18 protein-coding genes are annotated in these 19059 nt (G+C 69.2%); 8 read left to right on the plus strand and 10 right to left on the minus strand.

Annotated features, from left to right (window positions below):
• Positions 1 to 256: 256 nt before the first annotated feature.
• Together BM388_RS01970 and BM388_RS01975 are read left to right on the plus strand one after the other, a co-directional pair.
• A complete protein-coding gene (locus BM388_RS01970) occupies positions 257 to 1606 on the plus strand; it encodes a deoxyguanosinetriphosphate triphosphohydrolase (RefSeq protein WP_089846633.1) in 1350 nt (449 codons plus the stop codon).
• Between the two features lie 2 nt (positions 1607 to 1608).
• Positions 1609 to 2427 carry a ribonuclease T2 family protein gene (locus BM388_RS01975; protein WP_089846634.1) on the plus strand — a complete coding sequence of 273 codons (819 nt, stop codon included), beginning with the start codon at positions 1609 to 1611 and terminating at the stop codon, positions 2425 to 2427.
• A 40-nt stretch (positions 2428 to 2467) separates the two neighbouring features.
• Here BM388_RS01975 and BM388_RS01980 read toward each other — a convergent pair whose 3' ends face one another.
• The gene (locus BM388_RS01980) at positions 2468 to 3367 is read right to left on the minus strand and encodes a nuclease-related domain-containing protein (protein WP_089846636.1); all 900 of its coding nucleotides are present in this window, start codon (positions 3365 to 3367) and stop codon (positions 2468 to 2470) included.
• A 144-nt stretch (positions 3368 to 3511) separates the two neighbouring features.
• On the opposite strand from BM388_RS01980, the gene BM388_RS01985 reads away from it, so the two are divergent.
• The gene (locus BM388_RS01985; RefSeq protein ID WP_089846702.1) at positions 3512 to 4393 is read left to right on the plus strand and encodes an NAD-dependent protein deacetylase; all 882 of its coding nucleotides are present in this window, start codon (positions 3512 to 3514) and stop codon (positions 4391 to 4393) included.
• On the opposite strand, the gene BM388_RS01990 is transcribed toward BM388_RS01985, so the two are convergent.
• Positions 4374 to 4748 (minus strand): translation initiation factor Sui1, encoded by a 375-nt coding sequence (locus tag BM388_RS01990; RefSeq protein WP_089846638.1) that lies wholly within the window; start codon positions 4746 to 4748, stop codon positions 4374 to 4376. The genes BM388_RS01985 and BM388_RS01990 overlap by 20 nt on opposite strands.
• A gap of 209 nt (positions 4749 to 4957) precedes the next feature.
• A complete protein-coding gene (locus tag BM388_RS01995; RefSeq protein ID WP_089846640.1) occupies positions 4958 to 5641 on the minus strand; it encodes an HAD family hydrolase in 684 nt (227 codons plus the stop codon).
• A gap of 232 nt (positions 5642 to 5873) precedes the next feature.
• On the opposite strand from BM388_RS01995, the gene BM388_RS02000 reads away from it, so the two are divergent.
• Together BM388_RS02000 and BM388_RS02005 are read left to right on the plus strand one after the other, a co-directional pair.
• Positions 5874 to 6257 (plus strand): DUF6394 family protein, encoded by a 384-nt coding sequence (locus BM388_RS02000; RefSeq protein WP_089846641.1) that lies wholly within the window; start codon positions 5874 to 5876, stop codon positions 6255 to 6257.
• A 66-nt stretch (positions 6258 to 6323) separates the two neighbouring features.
• Complete coding sequence (locus BM388_RS02005; RefSeq protein WP_089846643.1) at positions 6324 to 8057, plus strand: potassium channel family protein; 1734 nt, start codon at positions 6324 to 6326, stop codon at positions 8055 to 8057.
• 102 nt (positions 8058 to 8159) lie between these two features.
• On the opposite strand, the gene BM388_RS02010 is transcribed toward BM388_RS02005, so the two are convergent.
• Positions 8160 to 9197 (minus strand): sodium:calcium antiporter, encoded by a 1038-nt coding sequence (locus BM388_RS02010; protein ID WP_089846645.1) that lies wholly within the window; start codon positions 9195 to 9197, stop codon positions 8160 to 8162.
• 203 nt (positions 9198 to 9400) lie between these two features.
• On the opposite strand from BM388_RS02010, the gene BM388_RS02015 reads away from it, so the two are divergent.
• On the plus strand, positions 9401 to 10006 hold the full coding sequence (locus BM388_RS02015) for a histidine phosphatase family protein (protein WP_245781434.1): 606 nt from the start codon (positions 9401 to 9403) through the stop codon (positions 10004 to 10006).
• A 70-nt stretch (positions 10007 to 10076) separates the two neighbouring features.
• Here BM388_RS02015 and fba read toward each other — a convergent pair whose 3' ends face one another.
• From fba to BM388_RS02040, 5 genes are all read right to left on the minus strand, one after another.
• Entirely contained in the window at positions 10077 to 11141 is a 1065-nt protein-coding gene (gene fba, locus BM388_RS02020) for a class II fructose-bisphosphate aldolase (RefSeq protein ID WP_089846649.1), read from the minus strand.
• Between the two features lie 80 nt (positions 11142 to 11221).
• Complete coding sequence (locus BM388_RS02025) at positions 11222 to 12388, minus strand: phosphoglycerate kinase (RefSeq protein WP_089846651.1); 1167 nt, start codon at positions 12386 to 12388, stop codon at positions 11222 to 11224.
• Between the two features lie 37 nt (positions 12389 to 12425).
• Positions 12426 to 13481 (minus strand): type I glyceraldehyde-3-phosphate dehydrogenase, encoded by a 1056-nt coding sequence (locus BM388_RS02030; RefSeq protein ID WP_089846653.1) that lies wholly within the window; start codon positions 13479 to 13481, stop codon positions 12426 to 12428.
• 91 nt (positions 13482 to 13572) lie between these two features.
• The gene (locus tag BM388_RS02035; RefSeq protein WP_089846656.1) at positions 13573 to 14283 is read right to left on the minus strand and encodes an LrgB family protein; all 711 of its coding nucleotides are present in this window, start codon (positions 14281 to 14283) and stop codon (positions 13573 to 13575) included.
• A complete protein-coding gene (locus BM388_RS02040) occupies positions 14280 to 14642 on the minus strand; it encodes a CidA/LrgA family protein (protein ID WP_089846658.1) in 363 nt (120 codons plus the stop codon). The genes BM388_RS02035 and BM388_RS02040 overlap by 4 nt, the downstream gene beginning before the upstream one ends.
• 202 nt (positions 14643 to 14844) lie before the next feature.
• On the opposite strand from BM388_RS02040, the gene BM388_RS02045 reads away from it, so the two are divergent.
• The gene (locus BM388_RS02045) at positions 14845 to 15897 is read left to right on the plus strand and encodes a class I fructose-bisphosphate aldolase (protein WP_089846660.1); all 1053 of its coding nucleotides are present in this window, start codon (positions 14845 to 14847) and stop codon (positions 15895 to 15897) included.
• A gap of 118 nt (positions 15898 to 16015) precedes the next feature.
• Here BM388_RS02045 and tkt read toward each other — a convergent pair whose 3' ends face one another.
• Positions 16016 to 18019, minus strand: coding sequence for a transketolase (gene tkt, locus BM388_RS02050; RefSeq protein ID WP_089846662.1), 2004 nt, complete (start codon positions 18017 to 18019; stop codon positions 16016 to 16018).
• 231 nt (positions 18020 to 18250) lie between these two features.
• On the opposite strand from tkt, the gene metK reads away from it, so the two are divergent.
• A partial coding sequence (metK, locus tag BM388_RS02055; protein ID WP_089846664.1) for a methionine adenosyltransferase occupies positions 18251 to 19059 on the plus strand: 809 nt, incomplete at its 3' end.

Below are 19059 nucleotides of genomic sequence, written 5' to 3' on the forward strand. Positions count from 1 at the left end.
ATCGTCTGCCTTGTGAGGTGTTGGTGGCGTCACGGACCGTGCCGAGTCGTGTGATGTCAGGCGACCCTGTGGCCTGACTCGCTTTTATCTGGTGTTTTTACTGAAAGGCACGGCGTATGCAGGCGATTCTATGGAAATTTGTTAGTCGGCGAAACGATATGGCGATCGAGCGTCGCTATCCTGCAAGCCCGCGGCGCGGCGATGGCAATCTCGCGCATCCCGGTGCCAGAATGGAACCTCCAAGGAGAGATTGCCCATGACGCAGATGAGCTGGGAGCGGCTGCTCGATCCGGGGCGGCTGCACGACCGTCGCGGCGCGCGCCCCGGGAACGGGCGCGGCGAGATCGGCCGCAGCCCCTTCCACAAGGATCACGACCGGATCGTCTTCGCCGGCTCCTTCCGCCGCCTGGGGCGCAAGACTCAAGTGCACCCGCTGACCGATAACGACCATATCCACACCCGCCTGACGCATTCGCTGGAGGTGGGCTGCGTGGGGCGCTCGCTCGGCATGATCGTCGGTGAGCGCCTCAGTGAGCGCCTGCCGGCCTGGATCACCCCGGCCGATCTGGGGGTGATCGTCCAGGCGGCGTGCCTCGGGCACGACATCGGCAACCCGCCCTTCGGCCACGCCGGCGAGTACGCCATCCGCGACTGGTTCGCCCGCGCCGAGGTCGATGGCAGCGGGCTGCTCGACGGGCTGTCGGCGCGCGAGCGCGAGGACCTGCTCACCTACGAGGGCAACGCCCAGGGCTTTCGCATCGTCACCCAGATCGAGTACAACCAGTTCCGCGGCGGCATGCGCCTGACCACCGCGACGCTGGGTACCCTGCTCAAGTATCCCTGGACCGTCGAGCACGGCGGGGCGGCCGGCAAGTTCGGCTGCTACCAGAGCGAACGCGCACTGCTCGAGGAGGTGGCCGACCGGCTCGGCCTGCTGCCCCGCGGCCAGGATCGCTGGTGTCGCCACCCGCTGGCCTGGCTGGTCGAGGCGGCCGACGACATCTGCTACGCGCTGCTCGACCTCGAGGACGGCCTGGAGATGGGCATCCTCGGCTTCGACGAGGTGGCCGAGATCCTCACCCAGATCGCCGGCGGCGTGCCGCCGGACTACGCCGAGATGCAGCAGAGCGGCGTCTCCCAGCGCCGGCGCATCGCCGCCCTGCGCGGGGCCGCCATGGAGCGCGCGGTGAGCGACGTCGGCGCGGTCTTCGTGCAGCACGAGACGGAGCTTCTGGGCGGGCGCCTCCAGGACGATCTTCTGGAGCTCTGCCATCCGGACCTCGGCTGGGGGGTAAAGGCGGCCAAGCAGCTGGCCCGCAAGCGGATCTTCCAGAACGAGCGCAAGGCCAAGCTGGAGATCGGCGCCTACACCACCCTAGGCATCCTGCTGGAGGCCTTTATCGGCGCCGCCCACGAGCTGCACTACCAGGGCCGCTCCACCTTCAAGCACCAGCGGGTGCTGGCGCTGATCGGTGAGAACACCCCGCGCTCCTCCTGGAGCCTGTATGACAGCTACCGGCGCATGCTCGACTTCATCGGCGGCATGACCGACCACTACGCGGTGGACCTGGCCCAGGAGATGGGCGGCCGGCTGAGGGGGGACTGAGCATGGGAGGCTGGCGTCATCTAGGGAGGGGGCTGGCGCTGGCACTGCTGGTCGGCGTCGCGGCGGTGTCCGGCGCTCATGCGTCGGGCGCACCGGCCTCGGTTGAAGAGCAAAACGCCGCGCTCACAGGGCTTTCGGCCGAGGGCTTCGAGCACTACACCCTGGCGCTGACCTGGCACCCCGGCTTCTGCGCGAGCCGCTCACGTCCGCCGCGGGAGTGTCGCGAGCCGGCCCTTGCCGAGGGCGCCGATCGCGGCTTCGTGCTGCACGGCCTGTGGCCCTCGCTGCCCGAGCGCTTCGCCGAGCGGGGCGTCGATCGGCGCCGCTGGTGGCGCGACGGCTGCTTTCTCGAGACGCCCCGCGCCGATGGCGGCTTCTGTCGCGCCCATCCGCCGCTGGACCTGCCGGCGGGGCTTTCACGGCGCCTCGAGGCGGCGATGCCGGGGCGCGCCAGCTGCCTGGATCGCTACCAGTACGCCAAGCATGCCGCCTGCCTGGCGCTGCCCGAGGCCGCCTACTTCGCGGCCTCGGTGGCCCTGGTCGAGGCGGTCAACGAGAGCGCCTTCGGCGCCTTCGTGACGCTGAACCAGGGCGGTGAGGTGGCGCGCAACGCGCTGATCGATGCCTTCGAGGCGGCCTTCGGTGAGGGCACCGGGCGGACGCTGAAGCTCTCCTGCGCCGGACGGGGCAACCGGCTGCTCACCGAGGTGCGGATCGGCATCGCGGCCGACCGGCTGGCGAGCTTCCCGGCGGCCGAGAGCCTGGTGCGCCAGCCGCGCGGCCGCTGCGCGACGCGGGTGCGCATCGCCCGGTTCGAGTGAACGGGCGACCGGCGATGGATCGATGGCTCGTCTGGGGCTATCAGGCCGCGGGAGGCGGGCTCGCCAGGCTGGTGCGCTGACGCAGGGCGACGATGGCAGCGTCGTGCAGGGCGGTGTCGATCTCGCCCTGCGAGCTCTCGCTGAGGCGCCGCGCCAGATCCTCGCCGTTGACCACCAGCAGATCATCCGTCGCGCCCGCCTCCTCGACCCGCCAGCCGGGCAGGGCCAGCACCCCCTTGACCGGCACCGCCTCGCCCACCTGGCGCTCCAGCCAGGTCGCCAGCCAGCGCGCGGCCTCGCGCGTCCTGTGCATCGGCGCCCGCTCGCTCCAGCCGGGGAAACGCAGCCGCGTCGCCTCGACGACGACGCGGTTGTCCTCCTGGCCGCCGGGTGAGAGGGCCGGCGGGCGGGCGCGAGTCTCGACCACGAAGATGCCGTGGGGGGTGACCGCCACGTGATCGAGGGACCGGCCGTCGCCCGGCACGTCGTGGAACACGAAGTAGGGATGGCCCTCGGGGCGGATCAGCCGCTCGAGCTCCTGACCCACGGCGAGCTCGCAGGCCAGCCCCAGCTTGAGTCGGCGGATGCGCTGGAAATCGCGGATCAGCAGCAAGCAGAACACCAGCACCAGCACGGTGCTCAAGGCGCCGTAGAGCGCCCACTCGATCCAGTTCTGCTGGTCGGCGAAGAGCATGCGGCCCATGCCGTAGACCAGCGGAGCCAGGATGACGATGGGGCCCAGGGCGCCGTCGAGGAACAGACCGGCAAAGGCGCGATCGAGGCGGTCGCGCAGGCTCTGGCCGGGCTCCTTCAGCGGATGGGCGTCGAAGGGCGAGTGCACTCGGGCATCGTGCAGGTTGCGCAGCGCCAGCACGATGACGGCGGTGGCCGCCAGCGGAAACAGGAAGATAAGCGGCAGCAGGTATTCCAGCCAGGCCATCGGGTGTCCTTGCCCTGAGGGAGAAGCTCCATTCTAGACAACCTGCCCCCCGGGGGGCCATGCTCACTTCGGCGTGGTCGGCGAGGCACGGGACGTGGGCGCGAGGAGGCAGACGTGAAACATCGCAGCGAGAGACAAGGCAGCGTGAGACAGAGCAGCGTGGCAGGCAGCGACCATGACCTCGAGGCCCTGGCGGCCTTCGTTCGCCGGCATCCGCGGCTGGCCGTGCTCACGGGCGCCGGCATCAGCACGGCCAGCGGCATTCCCGACTACCGCGACGATCACGGCGACTGGAAGCGTCCCCCGCCGATGCAGCACCAGGCGTTCATGGGCAGTCACGCGGCCCGCCAGCGCTACTGGGCGCGGGCGCTGATCGGCTTTCGCGCCCTGCAGGAGGCAACCCCCAACGTGGCCCACGCGGCGCTGGCCCGGCTCGAGGCGCTGGGCCACGTGAACGGCGTGATCACCCAGAACGTCGACGGCCTGCACCAGCGGGCCGGCTCGCGGCGGGTGATCGACCTGCACGGCCGGGCCGATCGGGTACGCTGCATGGGCTGCGGCGCCCAACGCATGCGCCACGACCTGCACGCCGAACTGGCCGAGCGCAATCCCCACTGGCGGGAGGTCGGCGCCCGGGCGGGGCCCGATGGCGACGCCGACCTCGAGGCAGACTTCACCGATTTCCGGGTGCCCGGCTGCACGCGCTGCGGCGACGGCATCTACAAGCCCGACGTGGTGTTCTTCGGCGACAGCGTGCCGCGCGACACCGTGGAGGCCGCCTTCACCCTGCTCGGCGAGAGCGATGCCCTGCTGGTGGTGGGCTCGTCGCTGATGGTCTTCTCCGGGTTCCGCTTCGCTCGGGCCGCGGCCAAGGAGGGGCGGCCCATCGCCTGCCTCAACCTGGGCCGTACCCGCGCCGACGACCTCTATGCCCTGAAGGTGGCCGCCTCCGCCGACGCCCTGGTGGGCCTGTGCGAGGCGCTGGACTCAGCCCCCGGGGCCTCGTTCAGCCGCCGGCCAGCTTGACCCGGTAGCCGCGCTGCTCGAGCTCGGCCTTGAGCACCTCGCGCTGGTCGCCCTGGATCTCGATGATCCCCTCCTTGACGGCACCGCCCGTGCCGCAGCGTTTCTTGAGCGCTTTGGCCAGGGTCTTGAGCTCGTCGGCCGGTAGCGGGATGCCCTCCAGGGTGGTCACGCCCTTGCCCTTGCGGCCGCTGGTCTCGCGACGAATGCGCACCGTGCCGTCGAGCTCGGCCAGGCGCCGCTGTTCGGCCTGCTCGGCACAGGCGCACTCGGCCAGGGGGCGGCGGCACTCCGGGCAGGTATCGCCGTGTTCGGTGGAATAGACCAGCCCACCGAGCTGCTCCTTAAGGGATGCCATGGGGCCTCCTCGCGATTGCGTGTGTCGCTGCGATGATAGCCATCCCGGCGGCGGGCTGCATCCGCCAGACTATCCACAGCCCATGCAAGACATGCCATGCACAGCAGGCTGTGGATAGCAGATTGTGGATAAAGGGTAGTGGATGGCAGGCGTGATCAGGGGGGGTGGACAGGCGGTGTGGACAGGCATGGTGACCAGAGGCACGGCGCTCAGGCGTGGGCGGCCAGAGCGCGGCTCGTTTCCAGATGGGCGATGACCGTGGGCAGCTGGAACATGTTGCTGATCATGATCGCCCCGGCGGGGGTCTCTTCCACGTCGGGGAAGCGGTTGAGATGGATCACCGTCATGCCGGCGGCCAGGGCGCCGCGCACGCCGACCATGGCGTCGTCGATCACCACGCAGTCCTCCGAGGCGAAGCCCATCCGGCTGGCGGCATGATGAAAGAGACAGGGGTCGGGCTTCCAGCACTGGGCGGTATAGGCGCTGAACAGGCGGTCGCCGAACACCGCGGAGAGGCCGGTGGCGTCAAGCGAGGTACGGATCTTGTTCTCCGGGCCGTTGGAGACCACGCCCATGGGGTGGCCGGTCAGGGCGGCCAGCGCCTCGGCGGCGCCGTCGATGGCGATCAGTTCACTGGCCAGGCGCCGATTGAGGTTGGCGCGCATGCGGGCCTCTAGGGCATCGAGCCGCTCGGGGTCGACGCTGCCGTAGCGCTGCTCCAGCGCAGCGACGATACGGCGAAAGCGGGCGCCGCGAAACTCTCCCATGTAGTCGCTGGGACGAAACGGCAGGCCGGCCTCGGTGAGGCTCGAGGACATCTCGCTGGCGAGCAGCGGTTCGCTGTCGACCAGGGTGCCGTCACAATCGAAGAGCAGGCAGAGGGGGCGTGCCATCACCGGGCCTCATGGGAAGTCAAAAAGTCATAACGTTATTGTTACAGATATCGGAACGTCCTGCCCAACAGTAAAGCCCAGTTTTCGCATTTTGTGAACAGTGTTCTTGAATCTCGGGAGCCGGTCGGCGCCAGGACCTCACCGTGCCTCGGCTCGACCCCCACCGCCGACGGTCGCGGTATATGAGAATTCATGCCTATACTGACGGCGCGCCCCGGTCAGGAGCAGGTTCATGAATCTCGAACGCGTCGTCTTTGGTTTTTTCGTCATTCTCACCCTGAGCCTCAACGCCGCCTTCGTGGCGGGGGGCGTCGAGACGGCCGCCCATCATAATGTCTGGATCCTCACCTTCACCATCATCGTCAACCTGGTCGCCATCGGCTTGAAACTGGGGGACCGCTCCCAGACCGGGGCCTTGCTGCTGGCGTCTGGCCTGGTGGCCGGCCTGCTGCTGATCACGGCGCGCATCGTCTGGATCGTCGCCGACCCCGAGGGCGGCAGCGGGCCGGGGCCGGGCGACATGGCCGATATCGTCTCGATCGCCATGGGGGCGCTGGTCGCGAACATCATCGCGACGGTGATCCTGGTCGGCGATACGCTGCTCTCGCGGCGCTGACGTCATGCGTGGCTGAGTTCAGCGTGGCCGCCGCCATCCGGAACAGGCACAGGGAGGACTGACCCCGTGACGCCGACCTCCGATCTCGACCGCGTGGCGATGATCGTGCTGCGCTACATGCGCCGGCCGCTGTTCGTGCTGCTGTTCGTCTATTCGGTGGGCATCATGGGCATGGCCCTGATGCCGGGAAAGGTCGTCGAGGGCGAGACGACCCACATGAACCTCTTCCATGCCTTCTACTTCTTCACCTACACGGCGACCACCACCGGGTTCGGCGAGCTGCCGAACGGCTTCAGCGAGGAGCAGCGGCTGTGGACGATCTTCTGCCTCTATACCGGCGTCATCGCCTGGTTCTATGCGATCGGCTCGCTGATTCAGCTGGTGCAGAATCCCCATTTCATCCAGGCCATGGACGGCTTCCGGTTCGCCCGCAAGGTCAAGAGCAACGCGGAACCCTTCGTCATCCTCTGCGGGTTCGGCGATGCCGGCAGCCTGCTGGCCCGGGGCCTGAGCGACCACCGGATGCGCGCGGTGATCCTCGATGCCGACCCCGAGCGCATCAAGGCCCTGGGCGTGCGCGACTACACGGTCCCGATGCCGGGCCTGCACGCGGATGCCAGCGCGCCGAAGCACTTGCTGGCCGCGGGGGTGGAGCACCCGGCCTGCCGAGCCCTGGTCGCGCTGACCAACGATGACGACGTCAACCTCAAGATCGCGGTGATGGCGCGCCACCTCAATCCGCGGCTGCGGGTCATCTGCCGTTCGACCTCGGCACGCCACGAGGCCAATCTGCGGGCGCTGGACAATGTCACGGTCGTCGATCCGTTCGAGATCTTTGCCCAGCTCGTCTCCCGGGCGATCGCGCGCTCCGAGCTGCATAACCTCAATGCCTGGTTCGTGGGGACGCGCGGCGTCGAGCTGGGCGCGCCGGTTCAGGTGCCGCGGGGCAATTGGATCCTCTGCGGGTACGGGCGAATGGGCCGCTGGATCCATCGCAACCTCCAGGCTCACGGCCTCGACGTCTGCATCATCGACCCGGAGGTGGACGCCAACCAGGTCGAAGAGGGGACGGCCATCGTCCGTGCGCATGCCGATCATGCGGCCCTGATGACCGCGGGGATCGATGACGCCGCCGGGGTCATCGCCGCGACGAATCGCGATGCCGACAACCTCAGCACGCTGCTCTCGGTCACCGAGCTCAACCCCCAGGCGTTTCGCATCGTGCGCCAGAACAGTCACGAGAATCAGGTCGCGTTCGATGCCGCTCGGGCCGACCTCGTCCTCCAGCACAGCCTGACTACGGCGCGCCGGATCCTGAAACTGTTGATTTCGCCCCTGGTGCAGGAACTGATCGACTGGCTCGCAGGGCGCGAACCGGCCCAGACGCGCGCCCTGGTGGCAAGGCTCAAGGCGGCCGTGGGCGAAGAGCCCCCGCACCTGTGGTCGATCAGGCTGGTCCCGAGCCAAGCACCGGCGGTGGTCGACTATCTGGAGGAAGGGGGGAGCCTGGCCCTGGGGCCGCTGTGCTGCGATGCGCGTGCGTTCCCGGCACGACTGGCGTGTGAGGCGCTGGCCGTTCACCGGGACGGCGAGTCGATCATGTTGCCGGATGCGGATTTTCCGCTGCGTGTCGACGACGAGATCCTTCTCTGCGGTACCCCCTGGTCGGAGTCGATGCTCCAGGCGACCCTGCATAACCCCTATACGCTTCACTATGTCGTCACCGGCGTCGATGAGCCGCGCGGCTATCTGTTCGCCTGGCTCGATGCGCGTCGGCGGCGTCGCGGCGCTCACTCCTAGTCCGGTCGTCGGCCTTCGCCATGACCGGCCCTGCGAGCATCCGCCGTGCGAGCACCGGCCGGGGAGGCGACAGTAGCAGGCTCCCACGGGGCGCCTGGCCCCTCAGGGCGCCAGCAGCAGCGTGAGCGCCCCGGCCAGGTAGCAGGCGATGATGCCGACGCTCTCGAAGCCGATGCGCGCCGGGCCCTGGCGCTCGCGATGCAGCATTCCGACCATCAGGATGGCGGTCATCAGCATCGCCAGGGCGACCCACAGCGAGACCGCGTCGGGAATGGCGTGATAGATCGAACCGCCGCGGTAGGCGATGTCCGAGGCCGCCACGAACAGGGTGTCGAAGGCGTTGCCGCCGATGATCCCCGCCACGGCGAGAGTCAAGGCGCCGCGTCGCACCGCCGCGATCGAGGTGACCAGCTCCGGCAGCGAGGTGACCACCGCGGTCATCAGCGCCCCCACCACCGATTGGCCGAGGCCGGTCTGTTCGGCGATCACCGCCGCGCAGCGCTCCAGCAGCCAGCCGCTCACGCCGAGCAGCGCCGCGAGCCCCGCGAAGGCGAGCCACAGGCGCGTCGCCGAGCGGCCCATGGCCTCTTCATCGGGCACGTCGGGTTCGGTGTCGCGGGTCTGAGCGGGTCGCCACATGGGGTTGTCGCGGCTGAGGCTCACCAGGCGCAGGCCGAACAGGTAGACGAGCAGCAGCAGCGGGGTGACGGGATGCACCTGCCAGAGGGTCCACTCGGGGGCGAAGCGACCGACCAGCACCAGCGACAGCAGGCACAGCAGCAGCCCCCCCTGCATCAGGTTGCCAAGCGAGGCGGCGGCATGCTCCAGGTTGGCGCGCCGATGGGTGATGTCGGCGACGGTCAGAAACAGCGTCTGCACGGCGATGCCGCCGAGCGCATTGCTCATCGCCAGGGTCGGGCGGTCGGCCAGGGCCGCCGAGGCCGAAACCATCAGCCCCGACAGCGAGGTGGCCATGCCCAGCAGCAGGGTGCCGGCGATGGCCTCGCCCAGGCCGGTGCGATCCGCCAGGTCATCGACGATGCCGGTCAGCCGAGTGCCCACCACGCCGATCACCAGCGCGCAGCCGGCGAACAGCGAAAAGGCGGCGGCCAGGGACAGGTCGTTGAGCAGTGAGGTCATGGGATAGGCTTCCCGACTCTGGCCGTTGGGTGTGGCAAGCGTGGTGTGCTGTCCATGGAAGGCTCCTCGGCGTTGAGCATCACGAGCGTAACGTGGGATACCCCGCCAGGTCAGGGTTATTCCCACCGGCGGTCGATACTCGATGGGCTAGTCTGAACGAGTCACCGCGCTGTCGGTCTTCGCGAATCGCCCACGAGGTCAATATGCACTCAGCTCACCCGATGCCGTCGCGGCTGCCCCTGCTGAGGCGGGTGCTCCTGCGGGTGGTACTCCTCGCCTTGATCGCCGCTCATCCGGCCATGGCCAATGCGCAGGACGGCGATGATACCGCCTTGGCGGCGCTTGCCCGAGGCGGCCATGTCGCGCTGATGCGTCACGCCCTGGCCCCCGGCATCGGGGATCCGGCCGACTTCCGCCTGGGCGACTGTGCGACCCAGCGCAACCTGTCGGATGCCGGGCGTGAGCAGGCGCGTCGGATCGGTGCGCGGTTTCGCGAACGGGGGATCGAGATCGGTGAGGTGCGCTCCAGCCGCTGGTGCCGCTGCCTCGAGACCGCCCGGCTGCTCGGGCTTGGCGACGTCATCCCCACCCCGGCGCTGGACTCCTTCTTTCGCGATCGCGCGACGGCCGAGCGCCAGACCGCCTCGACTCGCGCCCTGATTCGCGGCTGGAACGGCGAGGGCAACCTGCTGCTGGTCACCCATCAGGTGAACATCACCGCGCTGGTGGGCGGCGGCGTCGGCTCCGGGGAGATCATCGTAGTGCGCGCGGACGAGGCGGGGCTGGTGCGGGTCGGCCGCCTGCGCTGAGGGCGTCACCGACACCGGAAACGACAGGGGCGGCCCCTTGGCCGCCCCTTTTTCGATCACTCCGTCGCGATCACTTCACCCGCGGATCGAGTTCGCCGCGCTCGTAGCGCAGGAACATCTCCTCGAGGTTGATCGGCTTGATCTTGCTGGCGTTGCCGGCGGTGCCGAAGGCCTCGTAGCGGGCCTTGCAGACCTCCTTCATGGCCGCGGTGCTGGCCTTGAGGAACTTGCGCGGGTCGAACTCGGCCGGGTTCTCGGCCAGGAAGCGACGCACCGCGCCGGTGGAGGCCAGGCGCAGGTCGGTGTCGATGTTGACCTTGCGCACGCCGTGCTTGATGCCCTCGACGATCTCCTCGACCGGCACGCCGTAGGTCTCGGGGATGGCGCCGCCGAACTCGTTGATGATCGCCAGCCACTCCTGGGGCACCGAGGAGGAGCCGTGCATCACCAGGTGGGTCTCGGGGATGCGGGCGTGGATCTCCTTGATGCGCTGGATGGAGAGGGTGTCGCCGGTGGGCGGCTGGGTGAACTTGTAGGCGCCGTGGCTGGTGCCGATGGCGATGGCCAGGGCGTCCACCTGGGTCGCCTTGACGAACTCGGCGGCCTCTTCCGGGTCGGTGAGCAGCTGCTCCATGTCGAGCTTGCCCTCGGCGCCCACGCCGTCTTCCTCGCCGGCCATGCCGGTCTCGAGGCTGCCCAGGCAACCCAGCTCACCCTCGACGGAGACGCCGCAGGCGTGCGCCATCTCGACGGTGCGACGGGTGACGTCGACGTTGTAGGCGTAGTCGGCCGGGGTCTTGCCGTCTTCCTTGAGCGAGCCGTCCATCATCACCGAGGAGAAACCCAGCTGGATGGAGCGCTGGCACACCGCGGGGCTGGTGCCGTGGTCCTGGTGCATGACCACCGGGATGTGCGGGAACTCCTCGACGGCAGCCAGGATCAGGTGGCGCAGGAAGGGGGCGCCGGCGTACTTGCGGGCGCCCGCGGAGGCCTGGACGATCACCGGCGAGTCGGTCTCGTCGGCGGCTTCCATGATGGCGCGCATCTGCTCGAGGTTGTTGACGTTGAAGGCCGGCACGCCGTAACCGTATTCGGCGGCGTGGTCCAGCATCTGGCGCATGCTGATCAGTGCCATGGGGGCTCCTGTGGTCTGTCGGGTCGTGTCGGCGCGGCCGTGACGGCCGCGCCGGCTGGGAAATCGGGGCTGCCGGCGCCTCAGCGGGCGGCGGCGTCTTCCAGGGCGGCCACCGCGGGCAGGGTCTTGCCCTCCACGTACTCGAGGAAGGCGCCGCCGCCGGTGGAGATGTAGGAGACGCGGTCCTCGATGCCGTACTTGTCGATGGCCGCGAGGGTGTCGCCGCCGCCGGCGATGGAGAAGCCGTGGCTCTCGGCGATGGCCCGCGACAGCGCTTCGGTGCCGTGGCCGAACTGGTCGATCTCGAACACGCCGACCGGGCCGTTCCAGAGGATGGTGCCGGCGTCCTTGAGCAGGCCGCCCAGGCGTCCGGCGGTCTCGGGGCCGATGTCGAGGATCATCTCGTCATCGCTCACCTGGTCGACGGGCTTGACCACCGCGGAGGCGGAGTCGGAGAACTCGGTGGCCACCACCACGTCGGTGGGCAGCGGGATCTCGACCTTCTCCATCAGCGCCTTGGCCGCCTCGATCAGGTCGGCCTCGTGCAGCGACTTGCCGACGTTGTAGCCGGCCGCGGCGATGAAGGTGTTGGCGATGCCGCCGCCGACGATCAGCTGGTCGCACTTTTCGGAGAGGGCGTTGAGCACCTCGAGCTTGGTGGAGACCTTGGAGCCGCCGACGATCGCGGCCATCGGCCGCTTCGGCGAGGCCAGCGCCTTCTCCAGGGCGTCGAGCTCGGCGGCCAGCAGCGGGCCGGCGCAGGCGGTCGGCGCGAAGCGCGCCACGCCGTGGGTGGAGGCCTGGGCGCGATGGGCGGTGCCGAAGGCGTCCATCACGAAGACGTCGCACAGCGCGGCGTAGCGCTTGGCCAGGGCCTCGTCATCCTGCTTCTCGCCGCGGTTGAAGCGCACGTTCTCGAGCAGCACCACCTCGCCGTCGGCCACCTCGACCTCGCCGTCCAGGTAGGCCGCGACCAGGCGCATCGGGCGACCCAGCAGCTCGCCCAGGTGATCGGCCACCGGGCCCAGGGAGAACTCCTCGGCGGGCTCGCCCTCGGTGGGGCGACCCAGGTGGCTCATCAGCATCACTCGGGCGCCGGCCTCGAGCGCCGCCTGGATGGTCGGCAGGCTGGCCCGCAGGCGGGCGTCGCTGGTCACCTTGCCGTGCTTGACGGGCACGTTCAGGTCCTCGCGGATCAGCACCCGCTGGCCGCTGAGGTCGAGGTCGGTCATCTTGCGCACGTTCATGGAAGCGGGTTCCTCGTCTGGAAAAGCCGAAGGGATGTCATCTGTCGGGGGAACCGGTCGGGGCCGGGGGAAGGCGGGCCAGCCGCCGGGTGACGTCGAGCATGCGGCTGGCGAAGCCCCACTCGTTGTCGAACCAGCACAGCAGCTTGATCAGGCGGCCGCCGGCCACTCGGGTCTGGGTGGCGTCCACGATACCGGAGCGCGGATCGTGGTTGAAGTCGACCGAGGCGACCGGCTCCTCGGTGTAGCCGAGCAGCCCCGAGAGCCGCCCGCGGCTCGCCTCGCGCAGCAGAGCGTTGACCGCTTCGGCCGAGGTGTCGCGGCGCACGCAGATCGACAGGTCCATGGTCGAGACGTTGATCGTCGGCACCCGCACGTGCAGGCACTCGAAGCGTCCCGCCAGGTGGGGCATCAGGCGGTTGATGCCGCGGGCCAGGCCCGTGTCGACCGGCACGATGGAGTGCATCGCCGAGCGGGTCAGGCGCAGGTCGGTCTGGTGGTAGGCGTCGATCACCGGCTGGTCGTTCATCGCCGAGTGGATGGTGGTGGTGACGCCGTGCTCGATGCCCAGCGCCTCGTCGAGCACGGTCAGCACCGGCACCAGGCAGTTGGTGGTGCAGGAGGCCGCCGAGACGATGCGGCACGCGGCCGTCAGGTCGGCGTCGTTGATGCCGGTGACGATGGTGGCGTCGACGTCGCTCTCGGCGGGCTGGGAGAACAGCAGCCGCCCGGCGCCGGAGGCCAGGTGGGCCTCGGCGGTGGCGCGATCCTTGAAGCTGCCGGAACACTCCAGCACCAGGTCGATGCCGAGCTCGGCCCAGGGCAGCCGCGTCGGGTCGGGCTCGCAGAGCACGCGGATGGGCTGGCCGTTGACCACCAGCCGATCGCCGTCGACCTCGATGCTGCCCGGGAAGCGGCCGTGGGTGGTGTCGTAGCGGCTCAGGTAGGCGATGGTGGCGAGATCGGAGAGCTCGTTGATCGCCACGACCTCCAGGGCCGGCCCGTCGTGGCGGGCCGCCTCTCCCTCGATCAGGGCGCGCAGCACGCACTGGCCGATGCGGCCGTAACCGTTGATGGCGATGCGAAGGGCCATGAGGGGACGCGGGACTCCGAAGCCGGGAAACAGAAACGGCGATTCTAGCGCATCTGGCCCCCGAGCGTCTGCTATGCAGGTCGCGCGGCGCTCAGGCGCCCAGCAAGCGCCAGGCCAGCGGCAGGAAGAGCGCGCTCAGGATGCCGGTCAGGCTCATGCCCAGCGAGGCGAAGGCGCCGGCGACCGGGCCGATCTCGAAGGCGCGCACCGTGCCGATGGCGTGGCCGTTGAGCCCCAGGGCGAGACCGATGATGCGCTCGTCGCGGATGCCGAGCAGTCGGGCCACCAGGCTCACGAAGATGACGGCCGCCACCCCGGTGATCAGCAGGCCGCCCATCATCAGCGAGACCGGCCCGCCGATCTGAGCGTTGATGCCCAGCGCGATGGGCGCGGTGACCGACTTGGGGGCCAGCGCGGCGAGAGTCTCGGGCGGGGCGCCGAGCCACCAGGCGATGCCCACGGCATAGGCCGCGGCGAGGATTACTGCCACCGGCAGGCAGGCCAGCAGCGGGCGCCACAGGGCGATGATCCGCGGCATCTGCTGATGCAGCGGCAGGCCGAGCGCCACCGTGGCTGGCCCCAGCAGCAGCATCAGCCAGGCGGCGCCGCGGCGATAGTCCGCATAGTCGATGGAGAGCAGGGCGAGCACGCCGGCGAGCAGCAGCGCGGCGGCGAGGATCGACGGGCACCAGGCGGGAGCGCCGAGGGCCTTGAGCAGCCGGGCGCCGGCGACGTGGGCGGCGAGCGTCAGGGCGATGGCCAGGATCGGGGTGGTGAGCAGGTGATCGAGCAGCGCCGTCATGGGGAGGCGTTCTCGTCCGGGGCGCCCATCAGGCGGCGCATCAGCCAGAGGGTCGTCAGCACGCTGAGCAGGGTGCCGCCGATCAGGGCGGCGAGGATCGCCGTCCACTGTCCCTCGAGCGCATCGAGGATGAAGAAGGCGCCGACCACCCCGGGCATGATCAGCAGCGCCAGCACCGCGATCAGTGGCTGGGCGGCCGCGGCGATATCGGCAAGGCCCCCGCCGTGGAGCCGCAGCCAGGCGGTCAGCAGCAGCAGGCCGACCACCCCGGCGGAGACCGGCAGGCAGGTGAGGGTGACCAGGGTCTCGCCGAGCAGCAGGAAGCCCAGCAGCCACAGGAAGCCGCGCAGTGCGGGCATGGCAGGTCCTCTCTTGAAGGGAAGCGTGAAGAGTCGCCGAGGCGGCAGCAAAAAAAGGTGCCGCGGCGAGCTATTGTGCATTTTTGCTGATATGGATTCATCTGGCGGCTCGAGGCCTGCGACGGTCCGCCGCGGCCTCCTGGCGTCGGGGTCTTCCGCTACGCTGGGAATGGCGACTTCCAGCACCAAGGAGAGGAACACCATGAGCGATATCACCCGACTGCTCGGCGACGAGGCCGACGACCTGCTGGGGCACGTCTGCCGCGGCGTGCCCGCCGAGACGATCCACCCTCCTGGCCCGGACTTCATCGACCGGGTGATGGCCCAGGGCGACCGTCGCCCCCACGTGCTGCGCAACATGCAGGCGCTGTTCGACCACGGTCGCCTGGCCGGTACCGGCTACCTCAGCATCCTGCCGGTGGATCAGGGCATCGAGCACTCAGCGGGGGCCTCCTTCGCGCCCAACCCGCGCTACTTCGACCCGGCCAACATCGTCGAGCTGGCCATCGAGGGCGGCTGCAACGCCGTGGCCTCGACCCTCGGCGGGCTCGCCTCGGTGGCGCGCCGCTATGCCCACCGGATCCCGATGATCCTCAAGCTCAACCATAACGAGACGCTGAGCTACCCGGCGATCTACGACCAGACGCCGTTCGCCCAGGTCGATCAGGCCTTCGAGATGGGCTGCGTGGCGGTGGGGGCGACCATCTACTTCGGCTCTCACGAGAGTCGACGCCAGATCCAGGAGGTCAGCGAGGCCTTCGAGCGCGCCCACCAGCTGGGCCTGGTTACCGTGCTGTGGGCCTACCTGCGCAACCCGGCCTTCAAGCACGAGGGCACCGACTACCACCTGGCCGCCGACCTCACCGGCCAGGCCAACCACCTGGCCGCCACGCTCAAGGCGGACATCGTCAAGCAGAAGCTGCCCGAGACCAACGCCGGCTACCGGGAGATCGGCTTCGGGCATACCCACGAGCGGGTCTACAGCGACCTGGCCTCGGATCATCCCATCGATCTGGCCCGCTACCAGGTGGCCAACTGCTACCTGGGGCGTGCCGGGCTGATCAACTCCGGCGGCGGCTCCAAGGGCGCCTCCGACCTCGGCGAGGCGGTGCGCACCGCGGTGATCAATAAGCGGGCCGGTGGCATGGGGCTGATCTCCGGGCGCAAGGCGTTCCAGACATCCACCGCCGAGGGCATCGCGCTGCTCAACGCCATCCAGGACGTCTACCTGGACGAGGCCGTCACCCTCGCCTGAGGGCGCCAGCCTGAAGGGGCCTGGCATCCGCTCTCAGGCTCGATGAACGGCCCACGAAAAAGGGCACGGCGTGTGCCGTGCCCTTTCGTCATGCTTCTTTACTGCGCTGGCGCCGCGCTCAGTCCTCGGCGTCGTCCAGCAGCTGCTCGGCCTCGTTCACCAGGTTATCCACGGTGAAGCCGAAGTGCTTGAAGAGATCGCCGGCCGGCGCGGACTCGCCGAAGGTGTCCATGCCGAGGATGCGACCCTCGAGGCCCACGTACTTGTACCAGAAGTCGCGGTGGCCGGCCTCGACGGCGATGCGGTTGCCCACCTCCGCCGGCAGCACCTGCTGGCGGTAGGCGGCGTCCTGGCGATCGAAGGCGTCGGTGGAGGGCATGGAGACCACGCGCACCGCGCGACCCTCGGCCTCTAGCCGGGCGGCGGCGTCCATGGCCAGGCCGATCTCGGAGCCGGTGGCGATCAGGATCAGCTCGGGGGTGCCTTCGCTGTCCTTAAGGATGTAGCCGCCGCGCTGGATATCGGCCAGCTGCTGCTTGCTGCGCGCCTGGTGGGGCAGGCCCTGGCGGGAGAAGATCAGCGCGGTGGGGCCGGAGCGGCGCTTGAGGGCCGCGTTCCAGGCCGCGGCGGTCTCCACGGCGTCGCAGGGGCGCCAGGTGGCGAGGTTGGGCGTGGAGCGCAGGGCGGTCAGCTGCTCGATCGGCTGGTGGGTCGGGCCATCCTCGCCCAGGCCGATGGAGTCGTGGGTGAAGACGTGGATCGCCTGCTGGTTCATCAGCGCGGCCATGCGCACGGCGTTGCGCATGTACTCCGAGAAGATCAGGAAGGTCGCCCCATAGGGCACGAAGCCGCCGTGCAGGGCGATGCCGTTCATGATCGCGGCCATGCCGAACTCGCGCACGCCGTAGTGCAGGTAATTGCCGCCGGGCTCGGCCGGGCTGATCGCCTGGGCGCCCTTCCAGAAGGTCAGGTTGGAGGGGGCGAGGTCGGCGCTGCCGCCGAGCAGTTCCGGCAGTTGGGGGCCGAGCTCGTTGAGGCAGGCGAGTGACGCCTTGCGGCTGGCGACGCTCTCGCCCTTGGCCTGTGCCTCCTCGACCATCGCCTCGCTGGTCAGCGCCGCCGGCAGCTCGCCCTTGAGGCGGCGCTGCAGCTCACGGGCCTCCTCGGGGAAGGCCTCGGCGTAGCGCGCGAAGCGCTCGTCCCAGTCGGCCTGGCGGCTCTGGCCACGCTCGGTGGCGTCCCAGCCCTGGTAGATCTCCTCGGGCACGTGGAAGGGGGCGTGGGGCCAGTCGAGCTGCTGGCGGGCGGCGGCCACTTCCTCATCGCCCAGTGCCGCGCCGTGGCACTCTTCCTTGCCCTGCTTGTTGGGCGCGCCGAAGCCGATGATGGTCTTGCAGATGATCAGGCTCGGCTTGTCGTCGTGGCTCCTGGCGAGCTCGATGGCGGCCTTGATCTCCTCGGGCTTGTGGCCGTCGACGTTGGGCACCACGTGCCAGCCGTAGGCCTCGAAGCGCTTGGCGGTATCGTCGGTGAACCAGCCTTCGACCTCGCCGTCGATGGAGATGCCGTTGTCGTCATAGAAGGTGATCAGCTTGCCCAGGCCCTGGGTGCCGGCCAATGAGGCGACCTCGTGGGAGATGCCTTCCATCAGGCAGCCGTCACCGACGAAGCACCAGGTGTGGTGATCGACGACGCTGTGGCCGGGGCGGTTGAACTGCGCCGCCAGGGTGCGCTCGGCGAGTGCCATGCCCACGGCGTTGGCCAGCCCCTGGCCCAGCGGGCCGGTGGTGGTCTCGATGCCCGGCGCGTAGCCGTACTCCGGGTGGCCGGCGGTCTTGGCGTGCAGCTGGCGGAAGTTCTGCAGCTCCTCGAGGCCCAGCTCGTAGCCGGTCAGGTGCAGCAGCGAGTAGAGCAGCATCGAGCCGTGGCCGTTGGAGAGCACGAAACGGTCCCGATTGGGCCACTGCGGGTCGGCCGGGTTGTGGACGAGATAGTCGTTCCACAGCACCTCGGCGATATCGGCCATGCCCATGGGCGCGCCGGGATGGCCGGAATTGGCCTTCTGGACGGCGTCCATGGACAGGGCACGTATGGCATTGGCCAGTTCGAAACGGGACGGCATGGGAAGCTCCTCGCCTGCGGCAGAATGAAGGCCACGACACGGTCGGGCCAGGGGGAGCGGCCGGACGTGGCTTCTGGCTGGGTAACGCCGCGGGACGGGGCGGCGCAGTCAAATTCGGGCGCTTATTGTCGCCGACTTGCCGCCCTGCATCAAATCACGGATGCCCGGGGGCCCCGCAGCGTGTAGACTCCGCGACTGCCTATTGCCGACATAAAGAGGGCCGAGGACGCCATGAGCGAATACTCCCTGTTCACCTCCGAATCCGTGTCCGAGGGACATCCGGACAAGATCGCGGACCAGATTTCCGACGCGGTGCTCGATGCCATCATCGCCCGGGACAAGAACGCACGGGTGGCCTGCGAGACGCTGGTCAAGACCGGCGTGGCCATCGTCGCCGGCGAGATCACCACCTCGGCCTGGGTCGATCTGGAGGCGCTGGTGCGCGAGGTGATCACCGGCATCGGCTACACCTCCTCGGACGTCGGCTTCGACGGCATGACCTGCGGCGTGCTCAACCTGATCGGCAAGCAGAGCGTGGATATCGCCCAGGGGGTCGACCGCAACATACCCGAGGACCAGGGCGCCGGCGACCAGGGCCTGATGTTCGGCTACGCCACCAACGAGACCGACTCCTACATGCCGGCGCCGATCCACTACGCGCACCGGCTGGTGGAGCGCCAGGCCGAGCTGCGCAAGCACGGCCTGCTGCCCTGGCTGCGTCCCGACGCCAAGAGCCAGCTGACCTTCCGCTACGACGAGGCGGGCAAGCCCTGCGCCGTGGATGCCGTGGTGCTCTCCACCCAGCACGACCCGGAGATCGACCAGGAGGAGCTGCGCAAGATGGTGCGCCGCGAGATCATCGAGCAGGTGATCCCCGCCGAGTGGCTGACCGCGACCACCAAGTACCACATCAACCCCACCGGCAAGTTCGTGATCGGCGGTCCGGTGGGCGACTGCGGCCTGACCGGGCGCAAGATCATCGTCGATACCTATGGCGGCACTGCCCGCCACGGCGGCGGCGCCTTCTCCGGCAAGGACCC

This window comes from Halomonas saccharevitans (assembly GCF_900116405.1).
GTDB lineage: Bacteria > Pseudomonadota > Gammaproteobacteria > Pseudomonadales > Halomonadaceae > Halomonas > Halomonas saccharevitans.

What these genes read in the sequence shown, in the direction of transcription:
- BM388_RS01970 (WP_089846633.1), top strand. Translation starts at nt 257, where the DNA reads ATGACGCAGATGAGCTGGGAGCGGCTGCTCGATCCGGGGCGGCTGCAC.
- BM388_RS01975 (WP_089846634.1), top strand. Translation starts at nt 1,609, where the DNA reads ATGGGAGGCTGGCGTCATCTAGGGAGGGGGCTGGCGCTGGCACTGCTG.
- BM388_RS01980 (WP_089846636.1), bottom strand. Translation starts at nt 3,367, where the DNA reads ATGGCCTGGCTGGAATACCTGCTGCCGCTTATCTTCCTGTTTCCGCTG.
- BM388_RS01990 (WP_089846638.1), bottom strand. Translation starts at nt 4,748, where the DNA reads ATGGCATCCCTTAAGGAGCAGCTCGGTGGGCTGGTCTATTCCACCGAA.
- BM388_RS01995 (WP_089846640.1), bottom strand. Translation starts at nt 5,641, where the DNA reads ATGGCACGCCCCCTCTGCCTGCTCTTCGATTGTGACGGCACCCTGGTC.
- BM388_RS02000 (WP_089846641.1), top strand. Translation starts at nt 5,874, where the DNA reads ATGAATCTCGAACGCGTCGTCTTTGGTTTTTTCGTCATTCTCACCCTG.
- BM388_RS02010 (WP_089846645.1), bottom strand. Translation starts at nt 9,197, where the DNA reads ATGACCTCACTGCTCAACGACCTGTCCCTGGCCGCCGCCTTTTCGCTG.
- BM388_RS02015 (WP_245781434.1), top strand. Translation starts at nt 9,401, where the DNA reads ATGCACTCAGCTCACCCGATGCCGTCGCGGCTGCCCCTGCTGAGGCGG.
- fba (WP_089846649.1), bottom strand. Translation starts at nt 11,141, where the DNA reads ATGGCACTGATCAGCATGCGCCAGATGCTGGACCACGCCGCCGAATAC.
- BM388_RS02025 (WP_089846651.1), bottom strand. Translation starts at nt 12,388, where the DNA reads ATGAACGTGCGCAAGATGACCGACCTCGACCTCAGCGGCCAGCGGGTG.
- BM388_RS02030 (WP_089846653.1), bottom strand. Translation starts at nt 13,481, where the DNA reads ATGGCCCTTCGCATCGCCATCAACGGTTACGGCCGCATCGGCCAGTGC.
- BM388_RS02035 (WP_089846656.1), bottom strand. Translation starts at nt 14,283, where the DNA reads ATGACGGCGCTGCTCGATCACCTGCTCACCACCCCGATCCTGGCCATC.
- BM388_RS02040 (WP_089846658.1), bottom strand. Translation starts at nt 14,642, where the DNA reads ATGCCCGCACTGCGCGGCTTCCTGTGGCTGCTGGGCTTCCTGCTGCTC.
- BM388_RS02045 (WP_089846660.1), top strand. Translation starts at nt 14,845, where the DNA reads ATGAGCGATATCACCCGACTGCTCGGCGACGAGGCCGACGACCTGCTG.
- tkt (WP_089846662.1), bottom strand. Translation starts at nt 18,019, where the DNA reads ATGCCGTCCCGTTTCGAACTGGCCAATGCCATACGTGCCCTGTCCATG.